Source organism: Cohnella sp. GCM10027633 (assembly GCF_042675445.1).
In the GTDB taxonomy this organism is placed as follows: domain Bacteria; phylum Bacillota; class Bacilli; order Paenibacillales; family Paenibacillaceae; genus Cohnella.
Genome location: NZ_JBHTGV010000001.1, coordinates 1,119,998 through 1,136,497 on the forward strand (window position 1 = coordinate 1,119,998; position 16,500 = coordinate 1,136,497).

General features: G+C 58.9%; 12 protein-coding genes. 2 read left to right on the forward strand and 10 right to left on the reverse strand.

Annotated features, from left to right (window positions below; all coding sequences use genetic code 11):
• Positions 1-374 precede the first annotated feature (374 nt).
• From ACFQZG_RS04800 to ACFQZG_RS04835, 8 genes are all read right to left on the reverse strand, one after another.
• Entirely contained in the window at positions 375-2,051 is a 1,677-nt protein-coding gene (locus ACFQZG_RS04800) for a hypothetical protein (RefSeq protein ID WP_378150391.1), read from the reverse strand.
• Positions 2,048-3,115 carry a glycoside hydrolase family 88/105 protein gene (locus tag ACFQZG_RS04805; protein ID WP_378150392.1) on the reverse strand — a complete coding sequence of 356 codons (1,068 nt, stop codon included), beginning with the start codon at positions 3,113-3,115 and terminating at the stop codon, positions 2,048-2,050. The genes ACFQZG_RS04800 and ACFQZG_RS04805 overlap by 4 nt, the downstream gene beginning before the upstream one ends.
• Before the next feature lie 20 nt (positions 3,116-3,135).
• Complete coding sequence (locus ACFQZG_RS04810) at positions 3,136-5,352, reverse strand: helix-turn-helix domain-containing protein (protein ID WP_378150393.1); 2,217 nt, start codon at positions 5,350-5,352, stop codon at positions 3,136-3,138.
• 170 nt (positions 5,353-5,522) lie between these two features.
• Positions 5,523-7,214, reverse strand: coding sequence for an extracellular solute-binding protein (locus ACFQZG_RS04815; protein WP_378150394.1), 1,692 nt, complete (start codon positions 7,212-7,214; stop codon positions 5,523-5,525).
• 122 nt (positions 7,215-7,336) lie between these two features.
• Positions 7,337-8,212 carry a carbohydrate ABC transporter permease gene (locus ACFQZG_RS04820; protein WP_378150395.1) on the reverse strand — a complete coding sequence of 292 codons (876 nt, stop codon included), beginning with the start codon at positions 8,210-8,212 and terminating at the stop codon, positions 7,337-7,339.
• Positions 8,213-8,224: 12 nt separating this feature from the next.
• Complete coding sequence (locus tag ACFQZG_RS04825) at positions 8,225-9,124, reverse strand: ABC transporter permease (protein WP_378150396.1); 900 nt, start codon at positions 9,122-9,124, stop codon at positions 8,225-8,227.
• 119 nt (positions 9,125-9,243) lie between these two features.
• Positions 9,244-10,362, reverse strand: a complete 1,119-nt coding sequence (locus ACFQZG_RS04830; RefSeq protein ID WP_378150397.1) for a glycosyl hydrolase — start codon at positions 10,360-10,362, stop codon at positions 9,244-9,246.
• A gap of 250 nt (positions 10,363-10,612) precedes the next feature.
• A complete protein-coding gene (locus tag ACFQZG_RS04835; RefSeq protein WP_378150398.1) occupies positions 10,613-11,365 on the reverse strand; it encodes a sulfite exporter TauE/SafE family protein in 753 nt (250 codons plus the stop codon).
• A 142-nt stretch (positions 11,366-11,507) separates the two neighbouring features.
• On the opposite strand from ACFQZG_RS04835, the gene ACFQZG_RS04840 reads away from it, so the two are divergent.
• Both ACFQZG_RS04840 and ACFQZG_RS04845 read left to right on the forward strand, forming a co-directional pair.
• Entirely contained in the window at positions 11,508-13,022 is a 1,515-nt protein-coding gene (locus ACFQZG_RS04840) for a copper amine oxidase N-terminal domain-containing protein (RefSeq protein WP_378150399.1), read from the forward strand.
• Between the two features lie 43 nt (positions 13,023-13,065).
• Positions 13,066-13,512 carry a DinB family protein gene (locus ACFQZG_RS04845; protein WP_378150400.1) on the forward strand — a complete coding sequence of 149 codons (447 nt, stop codon included), beginning with the start codon at positions 13,066-13,068 and terminating at the stop codon, positions 13,510-13,512.
• A gap of 61 nt (positions 13,513-13,573) precedes the next feature.
• Here the strand turns inward: ACFQZG_RS04845 and ACFQZG_RS04850 are convergent, their stop codons facing one another.
• Both ACFQZG_RS04850 and ACFQZG_RS04855 read right to left on the reverse strand, forming a co-directional pair.
• Entirely contained in the window at positions 13,574-14,698 is a 1,125-nt protein-coding gene (locus tag ACFQZG_RS04850; protein ID WP_378150401.1) for an SGNH/GDSL hydrolase family protein, read from the reverse strand.
• Positions 14,699-14,809: 111 nt separating this feature from the next.
• Positions 14,810-16,444, reverse strand: a complete 1,635-nt coding sequence (locus ACFQZG_RS04855) for an extracellular solute-binding protein (RefSeq protein ID WP_378150445.1) — start codon at positions 16,442-16,444, stop codon at positions 14,810-14,812.
• Positions 16,445-16,500 lie beyond the last annotated feature (56 nt).

Consider the following 16,500-nt stretch of genomic DNA (forward strand, 5'->3'; position numbering starts at 1 on the left):
CATTCTTATCCATACGATCGCAATAATTAAAGTGAATGATCCAACCTGCAGCACGCTAACCGCCGCATTCTGCTCCTACAGTTCGACCAATCCAACCTGCAGCGCACCAACTGCCGCATTCTGCTCCTGCAGTTCTACCAATCCAATCTGCAGTACGCCAACCGCCGCATTCCGAGCACATAGTTTGACCAATCCAACCTGCAGCGCACCAACCGCAACATTCTGCTCCTACAGTTCGACCAATCCAATCTGCAGCACGCCAAAACGCCGTATACAGCGCACGCAATTCAACTAACCCGAACTACAACAGCGCGCCACGCAATAGAAAAAAGCCGCCAACATACTGACGGCCCCTCTCCCCCTCTCCATCCGATCTAAAACGCCGGATGCCTTGCCTGATTCCCCGCGAACAACGCCTGCGTCTTGCCCGGCGCGATCGCCGTCTCGATCGAGATGCGCGGATCGCCGGCCAGCGTCGCGGTCACCGCGTACTCGCCTTCTTCCGTCCTCGCGTCGGGCAACTGGCCGGACGAGTCGAGCGACAGCGCGAACAGCCATGCCGCTCGCTCCACCGCGTGGAAGTCGAACTTCCGCTCTTGGCCGGCGTAGATGACGTAGTCCAGGTTCACCGTGCCGTCCGCTCCCCGGCTCGTCTCCGCCTTAAGCTCGCCCTCGTCGTACCGCTCGTAGACCGGACGAACCGCAAGCGTCTGCTCCCCGATCCGCAATCGCAGCGTCTTGTCGGCTTCGGCAACCGGAACGGTCAACCCCTCCGTCTCGCCGCCGATCAACAGCCGGATTCGCAAATCCGATGCGCGGAACCGGCCGTTAATGATATCCAGGTCGGAGTGCCACGCCCCGTTGTCGGTCAACAGGTTGAAGCCGATCAACGCCCTCGTGCGATCTTGCGCCCCCGTGTACATCGCCGAACAGAAGTCGCGGCCATTCATCAGGAATTGCAGTTGCACGAACGCCGTCTTGCCGCCCGCGTCGACATAGCCGATCAGGTTGCGGCGCTGGTTCCACATGACGCCTTGGCTGTACGTCCCGAGCGACACCGCTTCGTTCTGATACAGCGTCGCGTATACTTGATAGCCCGTCTCGGACGCCATCAGCGTCGGCTTCGAGAACGATCGCTCCTCCACGGCGGAGAACAGCGGCCGGAACCGCTCCGGACAGCGGATATTCTCGCCGTACTCGAACGTCTCGTCCAGCATCGCTTCCTCGAGGAACCGGCGCTCGTCGGGCCGCACCAGCGACGCGTACGTCCGGCTGTGCGGTCCGCCCCACGCGGCCGTCGGCGCGTGGTAATGGCTGCCCGCCATCTCCCAAGCCAGGTCCGTCAGCTCGCGGGCGAACGCCAGCGCCTCCGCGGTCTCGCAAGCGGTCAGTATCGCATGCAGCTCGCGGATCGCGATCGGCGTATAGCACGGACTGTTGTATTCGGAGAACGTGCCGATGTCCATCGTATACCTATAGAACCGTTCCAACCGAGCCAAGCCGTACAGCCGGAATTCCTCTTTCCCGAGCAACTCGCCGCCCGCCAGCGTCACGAACGCGCCCATGATCGCGATGTTCGTGTAGCCCGGCCCGACGTTCCGCTTCATGATCGCGCGGCAAGCGTGCCCGATCGCCTCGCGGATATCCGCGACGAGATCGGCGGGCAACCGGTCCGCATGGCGCCTTAACGCCAGGCACAGCTGCTTCCCGTGGAAATCCGCCATGTTCCAGTCCGGTCGATCCATCTCGTCCAGCGACTCTTCATAATAATACGGCCAGATACCGTACGTATCCCGGGAAGGATCCCGATCCTGATGGGAGACGACCCGCCGAAGGATACCGATCGCTCTTGCCGCGGACGCTTCGTCGCCGGCTTCCAACAATCTCAATGCGTATACGGACGCTTCGAGCAGCATGTGAACGAGCGGATGCGTCGCCTGCTTCAGCGCGGTGTGATAGGTTGCCGTCATCGGCGTGCGGATCAACTGCAGCTCGTCGTCGTACGTTCCGTCCTGCTCCCGCAACAATGCCATGAACTCAGCCTTATTCATCGCCCGTCGCCTCCCTCGTCCGCACGCCTCATCGCCTGCGATAGCAACATCAACACAAGCCCCTGACCGTACAACGTCGGATAGACGGGGATCTCGTTATACGCTTCGATACTCTCCATGACCGGCGTTCCTCCGGACACGCCGTCCACGATACCGTCTTCCCCGATGTACGGTAGCACGGCCTCCACCGCGCGCCGGGCAGCCTCGCCGTACCGCGCATCATCCGCCAACCAACCGCCTTCGATGGCCTTCAGCAACCCATAAGCGATACCCGCGCTGCCGGACACTTCACGGTAGAAGTCCGGACGGTCCAATACGGTGCTCCACAGGCCGTCTTCCTGCTGATAGCCTACTAACCCGTCCATCAAGCGAGCATAGCGCTCTATTAATTCCGCCGGCACCTCTACCAACTTCGAAGTTTCCTGCAGAATAAGAGGCACGCCCGCCGCGTTCCATGCATTCGCGCGCGTCCAGCGAGCCGCGGACATATGATCGCCCGTCTCGCAGTTCCAACCGTGGAACAGCACGCCGCTCGCCGGATCCTCCAACAATCTCATATGCAAGAGCGTCTGCTCGTTCGCTTCCTTGGCGAGAGCCGCGTCCCCGAGCATCGTCGCCGCGCGGGCGAGGAACAGCGCCGCCATGAACACCGTGTCCGCCCATACTTGCTCGGCGAATTGCACGTTCTCCGTCACCGTATGCTCGAAGGCGCCTTCCCTCGTGCGCGGAGCGAGCTTCGTCAGCCATTCGGCCGTCGCTGCCGCCGACTCGCGATAGGCCGCGTCTTGCGTCTCCCGGTACAGCGCCGGATAGATCGCGTACGGCGCGATCGCGTTAATGACCGGCGCACCTCCCGCTTTGCCGCGGTTACGCCCTACCCATTCCTGCAAGAACGAGAGCACCTCGAAGCCGCCCTCCGCCGCCTGCGCGTATTCCAACGCCGCGATGACGCCGACGCCGGGCACCCAATCCCACTGCTCGATGTCCATGCCCCAATCCCCGGCATGTCCTTCTTTCATCTGATTCCATACTTTCTCCGCTGCGATCGCCAGTTGACCGGACAAGCCGTTCACTCCCCGTCTCGTTATTGCTGATGTACTTTACGATAATCGCCCGGCGTCACGCCGACCGTCTTCTTGAACGTGCGAATGAAGGACATCGTATGTTGGTAGCCGACCATGCCCGAGATGTCCTGTACGGGCAGATCGCCGTTGCGCAGCAGCTCCTTGGCGCGCTCCATCCGAATCTGGCACAGATAAGAGACGAACTTCTCCCCGAACTCTTCCTTGAACAGCGTGCTCAGGCTCGACGTGTTCATGTTGAATTGCTCGCCGAGCAGCGACAGCGACAGATCCGGATTGCCGAAGTTCTCTTCGATATAGGCCCTGACCCGGTGGACGACCGCCTGATTGCCTTTGCCCTCCCGCAAGCTCGCCATCTGGCGGAAGCAGGAAGACAGCCGCTCCACGTAGAACGCTTCCAGCTCGTCTAACGTCTCTAGCGTCTCGATTCGCTCGTCCCCATGCGCGCGGAACTCCCGGTTCCACAGCTCCTGGTATTCCGGAGGCAGCTCGGTCATTTCCCGGTGAAAATAATAATTCATATACCCGACGACCCCGTCGACTTCTTCCTTAGGCAGCAATAGCGACTTCAGCCCCGCGAACAGCAGCCCGAGCTGCTCCCGCCAGCCTTCGCTGCCGACGCGGAACGCCTGCGCGATCGTGCGCACGTATTGCAAGTAGACGAACAAGTCTTCGCGCGACAGCTCCTCGATCTCCCAATGGCCGATGACCCGGTTGCCGCCGAGCGCCGACTTGTAGCCCAGCGCTTCGGCCGCCGAATCGTACGATTCCGACAGCGCGCTCGCGTCCGACGCCGGCGCGCCGATCCCGTACGTGACCGTAATCTCCAGGTTGCCGTGCATCCATTCGCGCACTTCCTCCGCTTGCGCCAATAGACGCGCGGCCGTCTGCTGCATGCCGTCTCCGGCATCGAAGCAGATGACGCACAGCCGATGGTTCGTCAGCCACTCCTGCCAGACGAGGAGCGATTGGTTTCTGGCCGTCTCGTCCACGACCTTCGTCAGAATGTACTTGAATAAGCCTTGGTCCTCGCGGGAGTAGCGGCGAATGAAGTCCGAATACTTGTCGATCTCGACGATGCCGACGGTAGCGCCTTGGAACGCGCCGACCCCGAGCTCGCGCAGCACTTCGTTCCATTCCGCGCCGTCCGACGGACCGTCTCCCTCCACCAGCTCTTGCAAAAGCCGCAGCCGTCGAAAACGCCGATTTTCCTTGTTGCGGTGCTCGTAATCTCTCGTCGCTTCCATCATGCTCGACAACGTGTAATCGATATAGCTCAGCTCGTCGCCCGAAGGCTTCTCGATGATCGGACGGCCGCTCTGTTGATTGTACTTCTGAATACGCGACATGATCGTCTCGATCGGCTTGTAATTACGACGGGATATATAGACGACCCAGCCGATGCCGACGAATAGGCCGAACAGCCCGAGCAGCACCCAGCCGCTCGTCACGTAGCGCAGCAGGTTGCCCGACAGCTCCGTCTTGAGGCCGCTCTGGTACGTCAGCCCGGAATATGCCGAATCGAGCGTGACCGGATTGTCGTGCGGCGTCTGTCCCGGCTGCCCGAATACTTGGTTCCCTTGCCGGTCGTTAACCGCGAGATAGCTCACCTCGGACTCGCCGAAGTTCGCGAAATATTCCCAGATCGCGTCCATGCCGACGTTCACGACGAGGATACCGATCCCGTGGCTGCCGAGCGGGATGCCCCTTGCCATCGAGATGACCGTCTCCTTCGAGACGTCGCTGGCGAACGTCCGGTACGTCCTCGGATCGCTCCAGGCGGATGGCTGTCCGGCGACGCTCGCCTCGGCGAACTTCCGGTCGGCGAATTGCTCGATGTTCAGCTTCGTCCGGTTGCTGAGAATCGTCCCGTCTTGCGCTCTATATAAGTAGATCGAATCGATCAGGGCATTCGTAGAAGCCATCGCCTGCAGCAAGCGCGACAGTTCCAGGTTGAAAGGCGGCGAGCTCTCCATGCCGGCGAACGACGTCAGCAGCTCGTTGTTGCTAATCGTGCCGATCATCATCATCTCGATCGAACGCAGCGACATGTCGAGGTTATTCTGCAAGTTGCGGGCGTAAGCGCGGCTCGACTTCTCCGCGTCCTGCCTCGACAGATCGTTCAATTGAACGACGCCGATGAACATGAACAGGCAGACGACGAGCACGAACACGGGCAGATAGGAGAGGAGCAAGCGATTCAGCCAATTTCTAGTCATGGATGTTCTCCTTCTGGGATCGGGTTAGATTACTAATCATATCACAGGAGGAGCGCATCGGTTGCCCTCTTCCGCCTTCCGTCGCCGGGACGAACCAAGGACAAGGCGAGATTCCTCTCGCCTTGTCCCCGGGTCGGCTCCGCGCTTCCGCGCTTGCGCCGAAATCGCCGTTACTTCAATCCGTTGTAGTAGTCTTTGGTGTAGATAACGTTCGTCGCCTTGTTGTCTTGGTAGGCTTTCGCGAAGAACTCGTCGACCTTCTCTCCGCCACCGCCGCTCCAAGCCTTCTTCGCGTCTTCGATCGCTTGCTGCGCGGTTACCTTGGCGCCGCCGACGATCGCCTTCGTGTAGATGCCGGTAATCGTATTGACGGCCGTGCTGTTGATGACCGACAGGTCGTCAGGCAAGCCGACCGGCAGGAAGAGAGCTGGCGTCGACGGACGCTCCGGGTTGATGTAAGCCGTTCTGCCTTGGTTGATCAGCTCGATATACGATTGGTCGAGCGGTTTGCTTGCGTCCAGCTGGTTGACGAATTTGACGCAGTCGCCCATTTTCCCGATTTGGGAGAGCATTTGCATGTCGCCGTTCCAGTTGAGCTCCTTCGCGTTCTTCTCCGTATCGACCGGAGCCGGGCAGCCGTTCGCCGCCTTCTGGAAGTGCTCGCCTTCGATGCCGTACTTCAGCGTGAACGCGACTTCGTCGCTCATGAGCCAATCGACGAATTGCATGACCGCTTCCGGATTCTTGGCCGTGGCGTTGATCGCGGACGTAATCTGCAGGTTCGGAACGCCGCCGGCAGGAGAGAACTTGCCGAATGGCGACTCGGGCAGCTCGAGAATCGCGACTTGCGCGTCCGGATTGTTCTGCTTGAACGCCGAGTACGCATTGTAAGCAGCCATGCCTTCGAGACCGCCCATGCCGTAGATGCCGAGCTTGCCGTTGATCCAGTCCTGCTGAGCCTTGGAGCCGTCTTTGTCCGCGAAGATGTCCGGATCGACCGCTCCCGCGTCGTACAGATCTTTCCTGAACTGAATGGCAGCCGCCGGCTGATCCCAACTGCGCAGATATTGGTCGTCCGCAGTCAGGAAGTACGAGGATACCGATACGTCCTTCTCGGCGGTGGATTGGCCAAGGCCGAAGAAGTAGTCGACGTCGAAGAACGTGGAGCCGAACGTGTCCTTCTTGCCGTTGCCGTCCGGATCGTTCTGCGCGAACGCCTTGGCGACTTCGAGATATTGCTCGGTCGTCGTCGGCATCGGCAGATTCAGCTTGTCGAGCCAGTCCTTGCGGATCATCAGGAAGTGGTTCGTCGTGTAGCCGATGTCGCGGCCGAAGAAGTACGTCTTGCCGTCCATCGTCGTCAGCTTCTTCAGGTTCGGATTGGCTTCCAGGTTCGCCTTGTACGTCGTCGAGGACTTCGCGATGAGATCGTCGAGCGGCATGAGCGAGCCTTTGGCCGCCAAGCTCTTCATATAAGGGTTGGAAAATTCCATGATCAGGTCCGGCGCTTCGCCGGAAGCGAACAGCACGTTGAACTTATCCTGCGAGGAGTTGCGCGGCACCGGGACGTACTTGACCTTGACCGGCGCGTTCTCGTTGATCCACTTCGTCCAGCGGTTGTCCGTGATCGAGCCTTCGCCCTCCGGCACGTTGTTGCGATCGTATACCGACACCGTGATTTCAACCTTTTCCTTCGGCGCCTCCGGCGTGGCGCTTGCCGATGCGCTTGCCGTTGCGCTTGCGCTTCCCGTAGCCGCAGGCTCGTTGTTCCCGTTGTCGTTGTTGCCGCATGCCGCCAGCGCCGTGCTAGCCGCGATCAAAGTCGTCAAACAGAATGCAATCGTCTTTTTGTTCGTTGTCATGCGAATCTGTCACCCCTCATCGATTGTAGGAAAAAAAGCGAATCGTTCTGCTACCGAATGCCGCCTTGCGTGAGCTAATGGCTCGCGCATCACCCCTCTCAATAAAGCTCCCCTGCCGCGGATTAGCCTTTGACGGCCCCGATCATGACTCCCTTAACGAAATACCGTTGCAGGAACGGATACACGACGACCATCGGCAGCGTCAGAATGATGACTCCCGCCGCCTTGACCGCTTCCGGCGTCAGAATGACCGCGAGCTCCGGCCGGTTGTTGGCCATCTCTTGGAAGAACTCCGGGTTCTGGAACAACTGCTGCACGAGCACCGATAAGTTCCACTTGCTCGAATCGTTCATGTACAGAAGCACGTTCATGAACGCGTTCCAGTGCGATACGCCGTAGAACAGCGCGAGCGCGGCCAATACCGGCATCGACAGCGGCAGCAGAATCTGGGCGATGAGCCGCCACTCCGAGCTTCCGTCGATTCGCGCCGCTTCCTCCAGCTCCTCCGGCAGTCCTTCGAAGAAGCTGCGCAGCACGAGCAAATTCCAGACGCTGATGAGTCCCGGCAGCCACAGCGAGCCGTACGAATCGATGAGACCCAAGCTCTTGACCAACAAGTATCCCGGGATCATGCCGGCTCCGAACAGCATCGTGAAGATGACGCCGAACGAATACACTTTGCGTCCGATGAAGTAGCGCTTGGACAGCGGGTAAGCGGCCAGCACGGTGAATACCATGTTCAGCGCCGTTCCGATGACCGTAATCTGAACGCTGTTCCAGAACGCTTCCATGACCGGCGTTTCCTCGAACAGCCCTTTGTACGCTGACGTATCGAAGTTTTGCGGCCAGAAACCGACCGTCCCCGAAGCGAGCGCGAACTTATCGCTGAGCGACAACGCCGCGATATGGATCAACGGCAGGACGCAGCTGAGACCGATGAGCGCCAATACGATATAGTTGAAGGCGTAGAACAGCTTCTCTCCTCTAGTACTCGTCATCTTTGATCCCCCCTACCATAAGCCTTGGCCGAACCGGCGGGCGAAGACGTTCGCTCCCAGGACGAGGACGAGCCCGACGAGCGATTCGAACAGTCCCATCGCCGTCGCCAAGCTGAACTGCGCCTGCTGGATGCCGATTTTGTACATGAACGTGCTGATGACTTCGGATACTTCGGTTACCGTATTATTCTGGAGCATATATACCTGATCGAACCCGACCTCCATCAGATTGCCGATCCGCAGAATCAGCATGATGACGATCGTCGGCATGATCGCCGGAATCGTAATGCGCCACATCTGCTGCCACTTGTTCGCGCCGTCGATGCTCGCCGCTTCGTACAGGTGTTGGTCGACCGAGGATAGCGCCGCCAAGTAGATGATCATACCCCAGCCGGCTTCCTTCCACACCGTTGCGGACAAGTACACCGACACCCAGGATACCGGCTCGTACAAGAACGCGTGCGTCGTGCCGAACAATGCTTCGAGCAGCTTGTTCGCCGTGCCGCCCTGGGAGAAGATCGTGATCACGATGCCCCCGACGATGACCCAGTTAAGGAAGTGCGGCAGGAACACCATCGTCTGCAGCGAGCGCTTGAACCACGTCTTGCGCACCTCGTTCACGAGGATGGCGAGCAGAATCGGAATCGGGAACCCGACGAGCACGTTCAGCCCGCTCAGCTTGAGCGTATTCCAGATAATGCCGGACATTTGGTTGTTATCGAAGATGAGCTTGAAGTTGTCCCAGCCGTTCCACGCGCTGCCCCAGATGCCGTCGATGAACCGGTAGTTCTTGAAGGCGATCACGAAGCCGGACATCGGGTAATACTTGAATACGATAAAATAAACGATGATCGGTAGAAACATTACGTAGAGCGGAACGTTCATCCTGAGCGTACGCTTCGAGTATTTCACCCCGTAGTCACTTCCTTGTCTCTCGAATTGTGCTCATCGTATAGCAGAGAGTCGACCGCGAACAATATACAGGTTTTCGCGCCATTAACATGTGCCGCCGAAGCCCGTCGTTACGCGGTTTATCGGTTCCACGGCCCCCACAGGCCGGCTTGGCCTCTCGCCTTGGCCAGCGCCTCCATGTAGTAGAAGTCTCCGTAGATGAGCGGGCGATCGACGTTCTGGTTCATCGGCAGATTGCCCGTGCCGTGAATCAGGATCGCTTCCTCGGCGTCGTCGCCGACGTAGCCGGCGGATAGTGATCGCAAGATGGCGAGCGCCTGCTTCTCGTAATGGCTGCCCGCTTCGCCCTTGATCTCGTTCGCCAGATCGAGCAGCCCGCTCGCCGCGATCGCCGCCGCGCTGGAGTCTCTCGGCGCCCCTTCGTTCGTAGGCAACCGAAAGTCCCAGTAAGGTACGAGGTCCTCCGGCAGATTGGCGAGGAAGAAGTCCGCCGCCCGCTGCGCCGCGTTCAAGAACAGCTCGCGACCGGTGTGCCGATAGGCGAGCGTCCATCCGTAGATGCCCCACGACGCGCCTCTCGCCCAAGCCGAGCCCTTCGCGTAGCCTTGCCCGCCGAAATCGTCTACTCTTACGCCGCTGTAGGGATCGAAGCTGACGACGTGGCGTACGGAGCCGTCGATGCGAAGGAAATGCTCGACCGTCGTCGTCGCATACGCTTCCGCGATCATCTTGAACCGCGGATCGTTGATCTCTTCCGACGCCCAGTACAGCAGCGGCATGTTCATGAGGCAATCGATGATCGCCCAGCCCGTTCGCTCCGGCTGGTTCCATGCCCGGATGAACTTGCCCTTCATATTGAAGCGTCCCGCGAGATGGTTCGCCGCCGTCAACGCTCTTCTCTTGGATGCGTCTCCCCGATTCAGGTCCCAGTTCGCGACCGCGGTCAGCGTCCACATGAACCCGACGTCGTGGCTTAACGATTCGTAGTCTTTCAATAGATCGTCGAGCTGCGCTTCGCATTGCTCCGCCAGCTGGCGCAGGTTCTCGTCCGGCTGATCCCGATGCACGAGCCACAGCAATCCCGGCCAGAATCCCGCCGTCCAATAGACCGGCGCAGCTAGATGATAGCGGCCGTCATGCGACCCGTGCGGGAAGCCGGCGCCGATCCGTTCGCTTGCTTGGCGCACTTTGGCGACGCCTACGTTCCACGCTTGTTCGATCCATCGTTGATTGGTCATCCCCGCCGCGCTCCTTCTCTCTCGTTGGTCATCCGATCGCCATCCGCCTCGTCGGCCGGTATGGCACCGGGAACACGATTAACCATACTCCGGCCGGCGCCGTTCGCTCAATATACATGATTTTGCCGCATCTACATGCGACGCTGCGGAGAGTTGTATATGGCGCGAAGAAAAGAAGCCCTCCTCTCGGAAGGCTTCTGATTGGCTTGTTTAGGGCAATATACATCTTTTCGCGAGGTATACAACGGGGTTACAGAATCGAATTCAATACCAGATAGACGCCGCCAAGCGTCGCGCAAGTCAAGATCAACGTCTGGAACAGCTTCTGCGGAATGCGCGGGAGCACCTTGAAGCCGACGAACGCCCCGATCAGCACGACAGGCGCCACCCACGCGTTGACCGTGAGCGAATCCGCCGTGATGAGACCGAGGTGCGCGGTGAACGGCACTTTAATGACATTGACCATGAAAAAGAAAAAAGCGTTCGTCCCGATGAAAGACGTCTTGTTCATCCCCTTGGACAACAGGTAGATCGACATGATGCTGCCCGCCGCGTTGCCGACCATCGTCGTGAAGCCGGCGAGAACGCCGAGAGAGGCGTTGAACGCGGGCGACTTGGAGAACGCGAAGTCGAGCGCCTTCTCCAGACGTTCCCGATATACGTGCAGCGCGATCAGCGCCAGCACGAGCAAGCCGATGAGCAGCGCCAACGACCGGTTATCGATATATTCGAGCACGAAGTACCCGGCCGCCATGCCGACCAGTACCCAGGGGAGCAACGCGAAGAGATGCTTCCATTCCACGTTGCGGCGGTAATAGATGATCGCGATAATATCTCCCGTAATGAGGATCGGGGTCAGCAAGCCGACCGATTCGCTCGCGGGATAGACGGAAGCCAGCATCGCCGCGACGAAGATGCCGAGCGTCGGCACGCCCGTCTTCGAGAAGCCGACGAGCAGCGCGGCGAGAATGGTGAGCGTAAGTTGCAGCGTAGTGAGTTCCATGGTGTCGTAAACTCCTTAACCGATTAGTCGACTCTATCCTATCATACTCGTCGATTACATGGTTCCTTTTTAATGAAGAGAATGATAGACTACTTCCGTGAATAGAACTTTTTCCCATATTCCCGTGAAGGAGCCTCTCCGCATGAAGTTCAGACTGATCATCGCCATTGCTTTATGTACCATGCTAGCGTTCGGTTCCGTCGCCGTCGCCGCGGAACAGCCGATAACAGCCATTACGGTCGACGGAAGCAAACTCGATACGAAGCTTGCCCCGGTCGTCAAGAACGGGACGACTTACGTTCCGATGATTCCCTACTTCAAGGCGCTCGACGCGACGGTCGTCTATGATGCCAAGACGAAAAAAGCAAACGGCAAGCGGGGAACGAAATCGTTCTCGCTGACGGTCGGCTCCAAGTCGGCCAAGGCGAACGGGAAAACAGTCACGTTGTCTCAGCCGCCGCTCCTGATCGGCAAAGAAGTCTATGTTCCGTACGACGCGGGCAAACCGCTGTTCGGCGCGGTAATCGAGAAGAACGCGAAGAAGAAGACAATCAACGTTCGCGGCTATGGTATCGACTTGACTGTTAAGGACATCCTTCCGGTGAACAACGATCGCGGTGAGCCGCTTACGCTGCAGCATCGCGGCAACGTCAAGCTCCTATGGCATTTCACCGACGAAAGTCCTTATCAGCAATACACCGGGTTCGTCGGACCGGATCGGACGTTGATCTTCAAGGGCTTCGGGGATCGAATCGATACGGATTACGATGGAAGGAAAGTGTACGAGGAGCCGTATGAATACGAAGATGACGTCAGCTTCACGGCGTACGCCACGGAGAACGGTTACCGGATAATCGGCAGAACTCGCGACAATGACTACGAATGGAACGGGATTCCGCTGCATGCAGAGCTCAACAGGAGTCCAATCATCTATATCGATGGAGAGCCATCGTACGATGTGTTCTATACGAATGCAGCTTTGGACGCGAACGGGAATCTAATCGTGCTTACAGTCGACGGATTAGCGGCTTATAGCCCGGAAGGAGAACGACTGTGGGTCCGCAAGGAATGGCCCACGATTGACGGTACGTTATCCGCGTTCGAAGAATACTTGTCGTTCACGGTGGATTCCGGCAATCGGCTCTACATCCAGAATTACGCGGGGAACGCGATATTGGACGCGCAAGGAAATGCACTATACGCCTCGAAAGGATACTTCAATCCTATCGTCGCCAAGGACGGCTTAATGCTCTCAGCGGATGCCAGCTACAGATTGGAAGATGGGAAGTTGGTGGAAGTTGCCGCACCTTACCGCGATTACTCGAACGCGGATTACGTCAGCTTGGATTCGGAAAACTCGTTGAAGCGAATGGACGCATCGGGCAAGAAGCCGTTATGGATTTACGAACAGCCGCTGAAGGAGAAAAATCGGGGCTATAGTCTGTTCAACTTCATGCTCGTCGTCGACGGCAATCGCAACGCCTATATCACGACGAATGGCGGTACCGTGCACAGTCTCGATGCCGAAGGAAATTTGCGTTTCGTTCTCGGCGTCGATAACGGTACGATTTCCGGTACGCAGATTCTGCCGTTGTCGCCGACGACGTTCATCGCGATCGACAACAACAATGTCATGTGTTTCGAAGTGACTCTCTAACTGATAAAATGAGGAGCGAATCCAGATAAAGACGATCCGCAACATGCTCGACCACCAGACATGGGCGAACAAGCAGCTGCTCGCGGCGATGCGCGACGGGCAGCAAGACAACAAGGAGGCGCTGCGGCTGTTCCGCCACGTCGCGATCGCCGAGCAAGTGTGGATGACGAGGCTGAGCGGTGAGAGCAGCGCGGGCTTCGTGCTATGGAGCGACGATGCGGATCTGGCGGCGATCGAGGAGCTTCTCGCGGACAATGCGCGGAGATACGAGGCGTACGTAGACGGATTGACCGAAGAACGCTTGGACGACATCGTCACGTACGCCAACCAGAGCGGCGTCCAGTTCCGCACGTCGATACGGGACATCCTGACTCACGTCTCCCTGCACGGCCAATACCACCGCGGGCAGATCAACCGGGCGATTCGGCAGAGCGATGGGACGCCGGCCGGATTGGACTACATTATCTATTCTCGGCTGACGGAATCGTAAAGTACGTCAAACATCGAAAAGGGAGAAGCCCCGCGACGCGGAGCTTCTCCCTTTCGTTCTTTCATTCGTAATGCAATAGTCCGAGAACGCGCAGCTCGTTACCCGTGCTGCGTTCATCCTTCAACCCGGTACCGCGAACGGTAATTCGAATCGGTCCGGCGACGGACGAATCGACGAGCGCGACCCTTACGGGACGATAGAACAGCGGGCACCACTCGTCGAACGGATCGCATACGAGGAATTCCCCGCCGTTGACCGAATACGCGAACGCGCCGGAGTCGGGTCCGCACAAGAGCAATAACCCCGCGCCGCGGCCGTGCGTCTCGAAGACGATCTCCGCGCCTTCGCCTTCGCCGTGCCAGTGACCTGCGGGATAGCGCCAATTGACCGTGTTCTCCGGTCTCCCGCTCCATACCATGCCCGTCGACAGGAGTGCCGCCAGCGGACTCGTCAATGCGGCCTTCTCGTAATTGTCGGCGCGAAGCGGCTCGGGAAGCGGACTCGTCGCCACACTTATTGCGCCCTTCTTCAGCGCGACATCGAGAAATTCGCGCATTATACCCGCGTAAACCGCGTATCCTTCGTCGTTCGGATGAACGCCGTCCGGCGCGAACGACCTCCAGACCCCGGGCGAGATGCACGCTCGAATGCCATGGACGAACGACACGGACGGAAGCGCATAGCGTTCGGCGACTTCTTCATGCGCCGAGACGAAGAACGGCTCGTCCTCCGCCAGCGATTCTTCATCCGCGACATAGAGGAACACGATATCCGCGGACGGGGACCACCGCCGGCATTGCCGCACGATTCCTTCCATGCCGCGAATCGCCTCCGCGCGTCCCTCAGGCGACTTCGCCCGCTTCTGCGCGTCGTTCACGGCGAATTCGACGAACAACAAGTCGATTCTGCCGTCCTGCAGCGCGTGCCGCGCGAAGCGATGAGCCCCGAACGACGAATCCGTGCCGCCGACGCCCGCATTGACGAAGCGCCACCTGATGTCGGGATAAGCGTCCCGGAAGTACCGTTCGGTCAGCGCCCGCCAGCTGGTCGCGTCCGGGTCGGAGGCGCCGTAGCCCTCCGTAATCGAACCGCCGAGGAAGGCGACGGAGATCGCCTCTTCGTCCCGAATCCGGGCCGACAATCTCGGCAGTCCGTCCCTCAAGAATATAGGCATGGATACGTCCATGTTCAACTCCCCCTCCGATCCGATTTGCGCTAAGCGATTTTACGATTATTTCGCGATGCAAAGCGGGCGCTTTACCCGAAGGTAAAGAGCCCGCTTCTTCCATCCGTCCTTTTATTTGAACGTGGAACCGTCGTACGCTTTTTGCAGAATTTCAAGATAACGATCGAGCTTCAGGTCTTGCAAGCCCTTCAAGAAGGAATCCCAATCTCCTTCCAAGTTCTTGTGTCCCGTAATGAATTGCAGCGAGTTCTCGTCGATGTACGTGCGGATGTTCGTCTGCAGCATGCTCGCTTCGTCCACTTCCGCCGGATCGAGCCAGATCGCCCACAGCGGGAACAGCTCCTTCGGCTCATGGCCTTGGTACAGCAGCGTCGCTTGATACAGGCGGCGCTCGTAGTTCGCGGAGTCGTAGATGTCCGTGCCTTGTACCCAGCTGTCGCGGTATTCCTTCGGCATGTAGAAGTGACCCATGCCGCTCCAGCCCGCGTTGCGCGGCGCTTCGCCGTCTTTGGCCGGAATCGGCTTAACCATAGGCGCGACGTTGTCGCCGAGCGCTTTGTCTTCCGCTGCCGGATCTTCCCAGTCGATGCCCTTCATGCCGCTGGCCGCGTTCGTCTGGCCTTCCGGCGTGAACATATAGTCGATCAGCTTGATCAGCGCCACTTGCGCTTCCTTGCTCGCTTTGTTCGTGATCGCGAACTTCGCGCCGGGGGACACGCCGCCGCCGTCATGAGTCGCGAGCGATACGCCGCCGGGGCCGGTCAACGGTGGAACCGGATTGTAATCGGCCGAGTTCTTGTTGCCTTGGTCGATGTTGACGAAGATGGCCGGGTGCATGCCCGCGCCGGCGCCGAGAATTTGCGCGTCGCCGTTCTCGCCGATCTTCTTGAACGCTTCCGCGTTCTGCGTGAACGCGCCCGGATCGATCAAGCCCGCGTCGTAGAGCGACTTGATGTACGTCAAGCCTTGCTTCCAACCGTCGGTCGTCGCGGCGGAGCCGACTTTGCCGTCTTGCAGCAACAGATGGTTGCGGTCGTCGTCGTAGACGAACGCGTTCATGAGGAACGGTACGACGCGTACGCCGAAATCTTCGATCGAACCGCTGAGCGGCACTTCGTCTTTAGAGCCGTTGCCGTTCGGATCGTTGTTCTTGAACGCTTCCAATACGGCTTTGAACTCGTCCGTCGTCTTCGGCATCTCGAGCTTCAGTTGGTCGAGCCATTTCGTGTTCATCCACATTTTGTTCGGATAAGAGCAGTGGAAGCACTGCGAGTAAGCAGGCAAGCCGTAGACGTTGCCGTCCGGAGCGACGCTGAACGCCTTGAAGTCGGCGTTGCTGTCAAGCGCGGCCTGAATGTTCGGCGCGTGCTCCTTGATCAGGTCGTTCAACGGGATCAGCACGCCTTGCTTGCCGTACTTGATCAAGTCCGCTTGGGAGAATTGATCGACGTACGCCGTAAGAATATAAGCGTCCGGATAGTCGCCGCTCGCGAGGGAGATTTGGCGCTTCTCCTTCGCGCCGTCGGACGTAACCGTCTCGAAGGCGAAGTCAATGTTGAATTTCTCTTCGACGAACTTCGTGTATTTGTTCGTTTCCAGATCGATGTTCGGCTCTTGCACCGCGAACACCTTGATATTGGCCGGCGCCGCGGCCGGAGCCTCGGAAGAAGACGACCCGGACGACTGCGCGTCCGAGGAGGCGTTGCCTCCGTTGTTGTCGTTTTTGGAACAAGCGGCCAGGATCATGCTCAGCGATAATACGATGGCTAACAGGCTTGCGATTCTCTTTTTCGGCACTTGCG

Excerpts from the sequence above, each read along its gene's own strand:
- ACFQZG_RS04800 (WP_378150391.1), bottom strand. The coding sequence starts at position 2,051 with ATGAATAAGGCTGAGTTCATGGCATTGTTGCGGGAGCAGGACGGAACG.
- ACFQZG_RS04810 (WP_378150393.1), bottom strand. The coding sequence starts at position 5,352 with ATGACTAGAAATTGGCTGAATCGCTTGCTCCTCTCCTATCTGCCCGTG.
- ACFQZG_RS04815 (WP_378150394.1), bottom strand. The coding sequence starts at position 7,214 with ATGACAACGAACAAAAAGACGATTGCATTCTGTTTGACGACTTTGATC.
- ACFQZG_RS04820 (WP_378150395.1), bottom strand. The coding sequence starts at position 8,212 with ATGACGAGTACTAGAGGAGAGAAGCTGTTCTACGCCTTCAACTATATC.
- ACFQZG_RS04830 (WP_378150397.1), bottom strand. The coding sequence starts at position 10,362 with ATGACCAATCAACGATGGATCGAACAAGCGTGGAACGTAGGCGTCGCC.
- ACFQZG_RS04835 (WP_378150398.1), bottom strand. The coding sequence starts at position 11,365 with ATGGAACTCACTACGCTGCAACTTACGCTCACCATTCTCGCCGCGCTG.
- ACFQZG_RS04840 (WP_378150399.1), top strand. The coding sequence starts at position 11,508 with ATGAAGTTCAGACTGATCATCGCCATTGCTTTATGTACCATGCTAGCG.
- ACFQZG_RS04845 (WP_378150400.1), top strand. The coding sequence starts at position 13,066 with ATGCTCGACCACCAGACATGGGCGAACAAGCAGCTGCTCGCGGCGATG.
- ACFQZG_RS04850 (WP_378150401.1), bottom strand. The coding sequence starts at position 14,698 with ATGGACGTATCCATGCCTATATTCTTGAGGGACGGACTGCCGAGATTG.
- ACFQZG_RS04855 (WP_378150445.1), bottom strand. The coding sequence starts at position 16,444 with ATGATCCTGGCCGCTTGTTCCAAAAACGACAACAACGGAGGCAACGCC.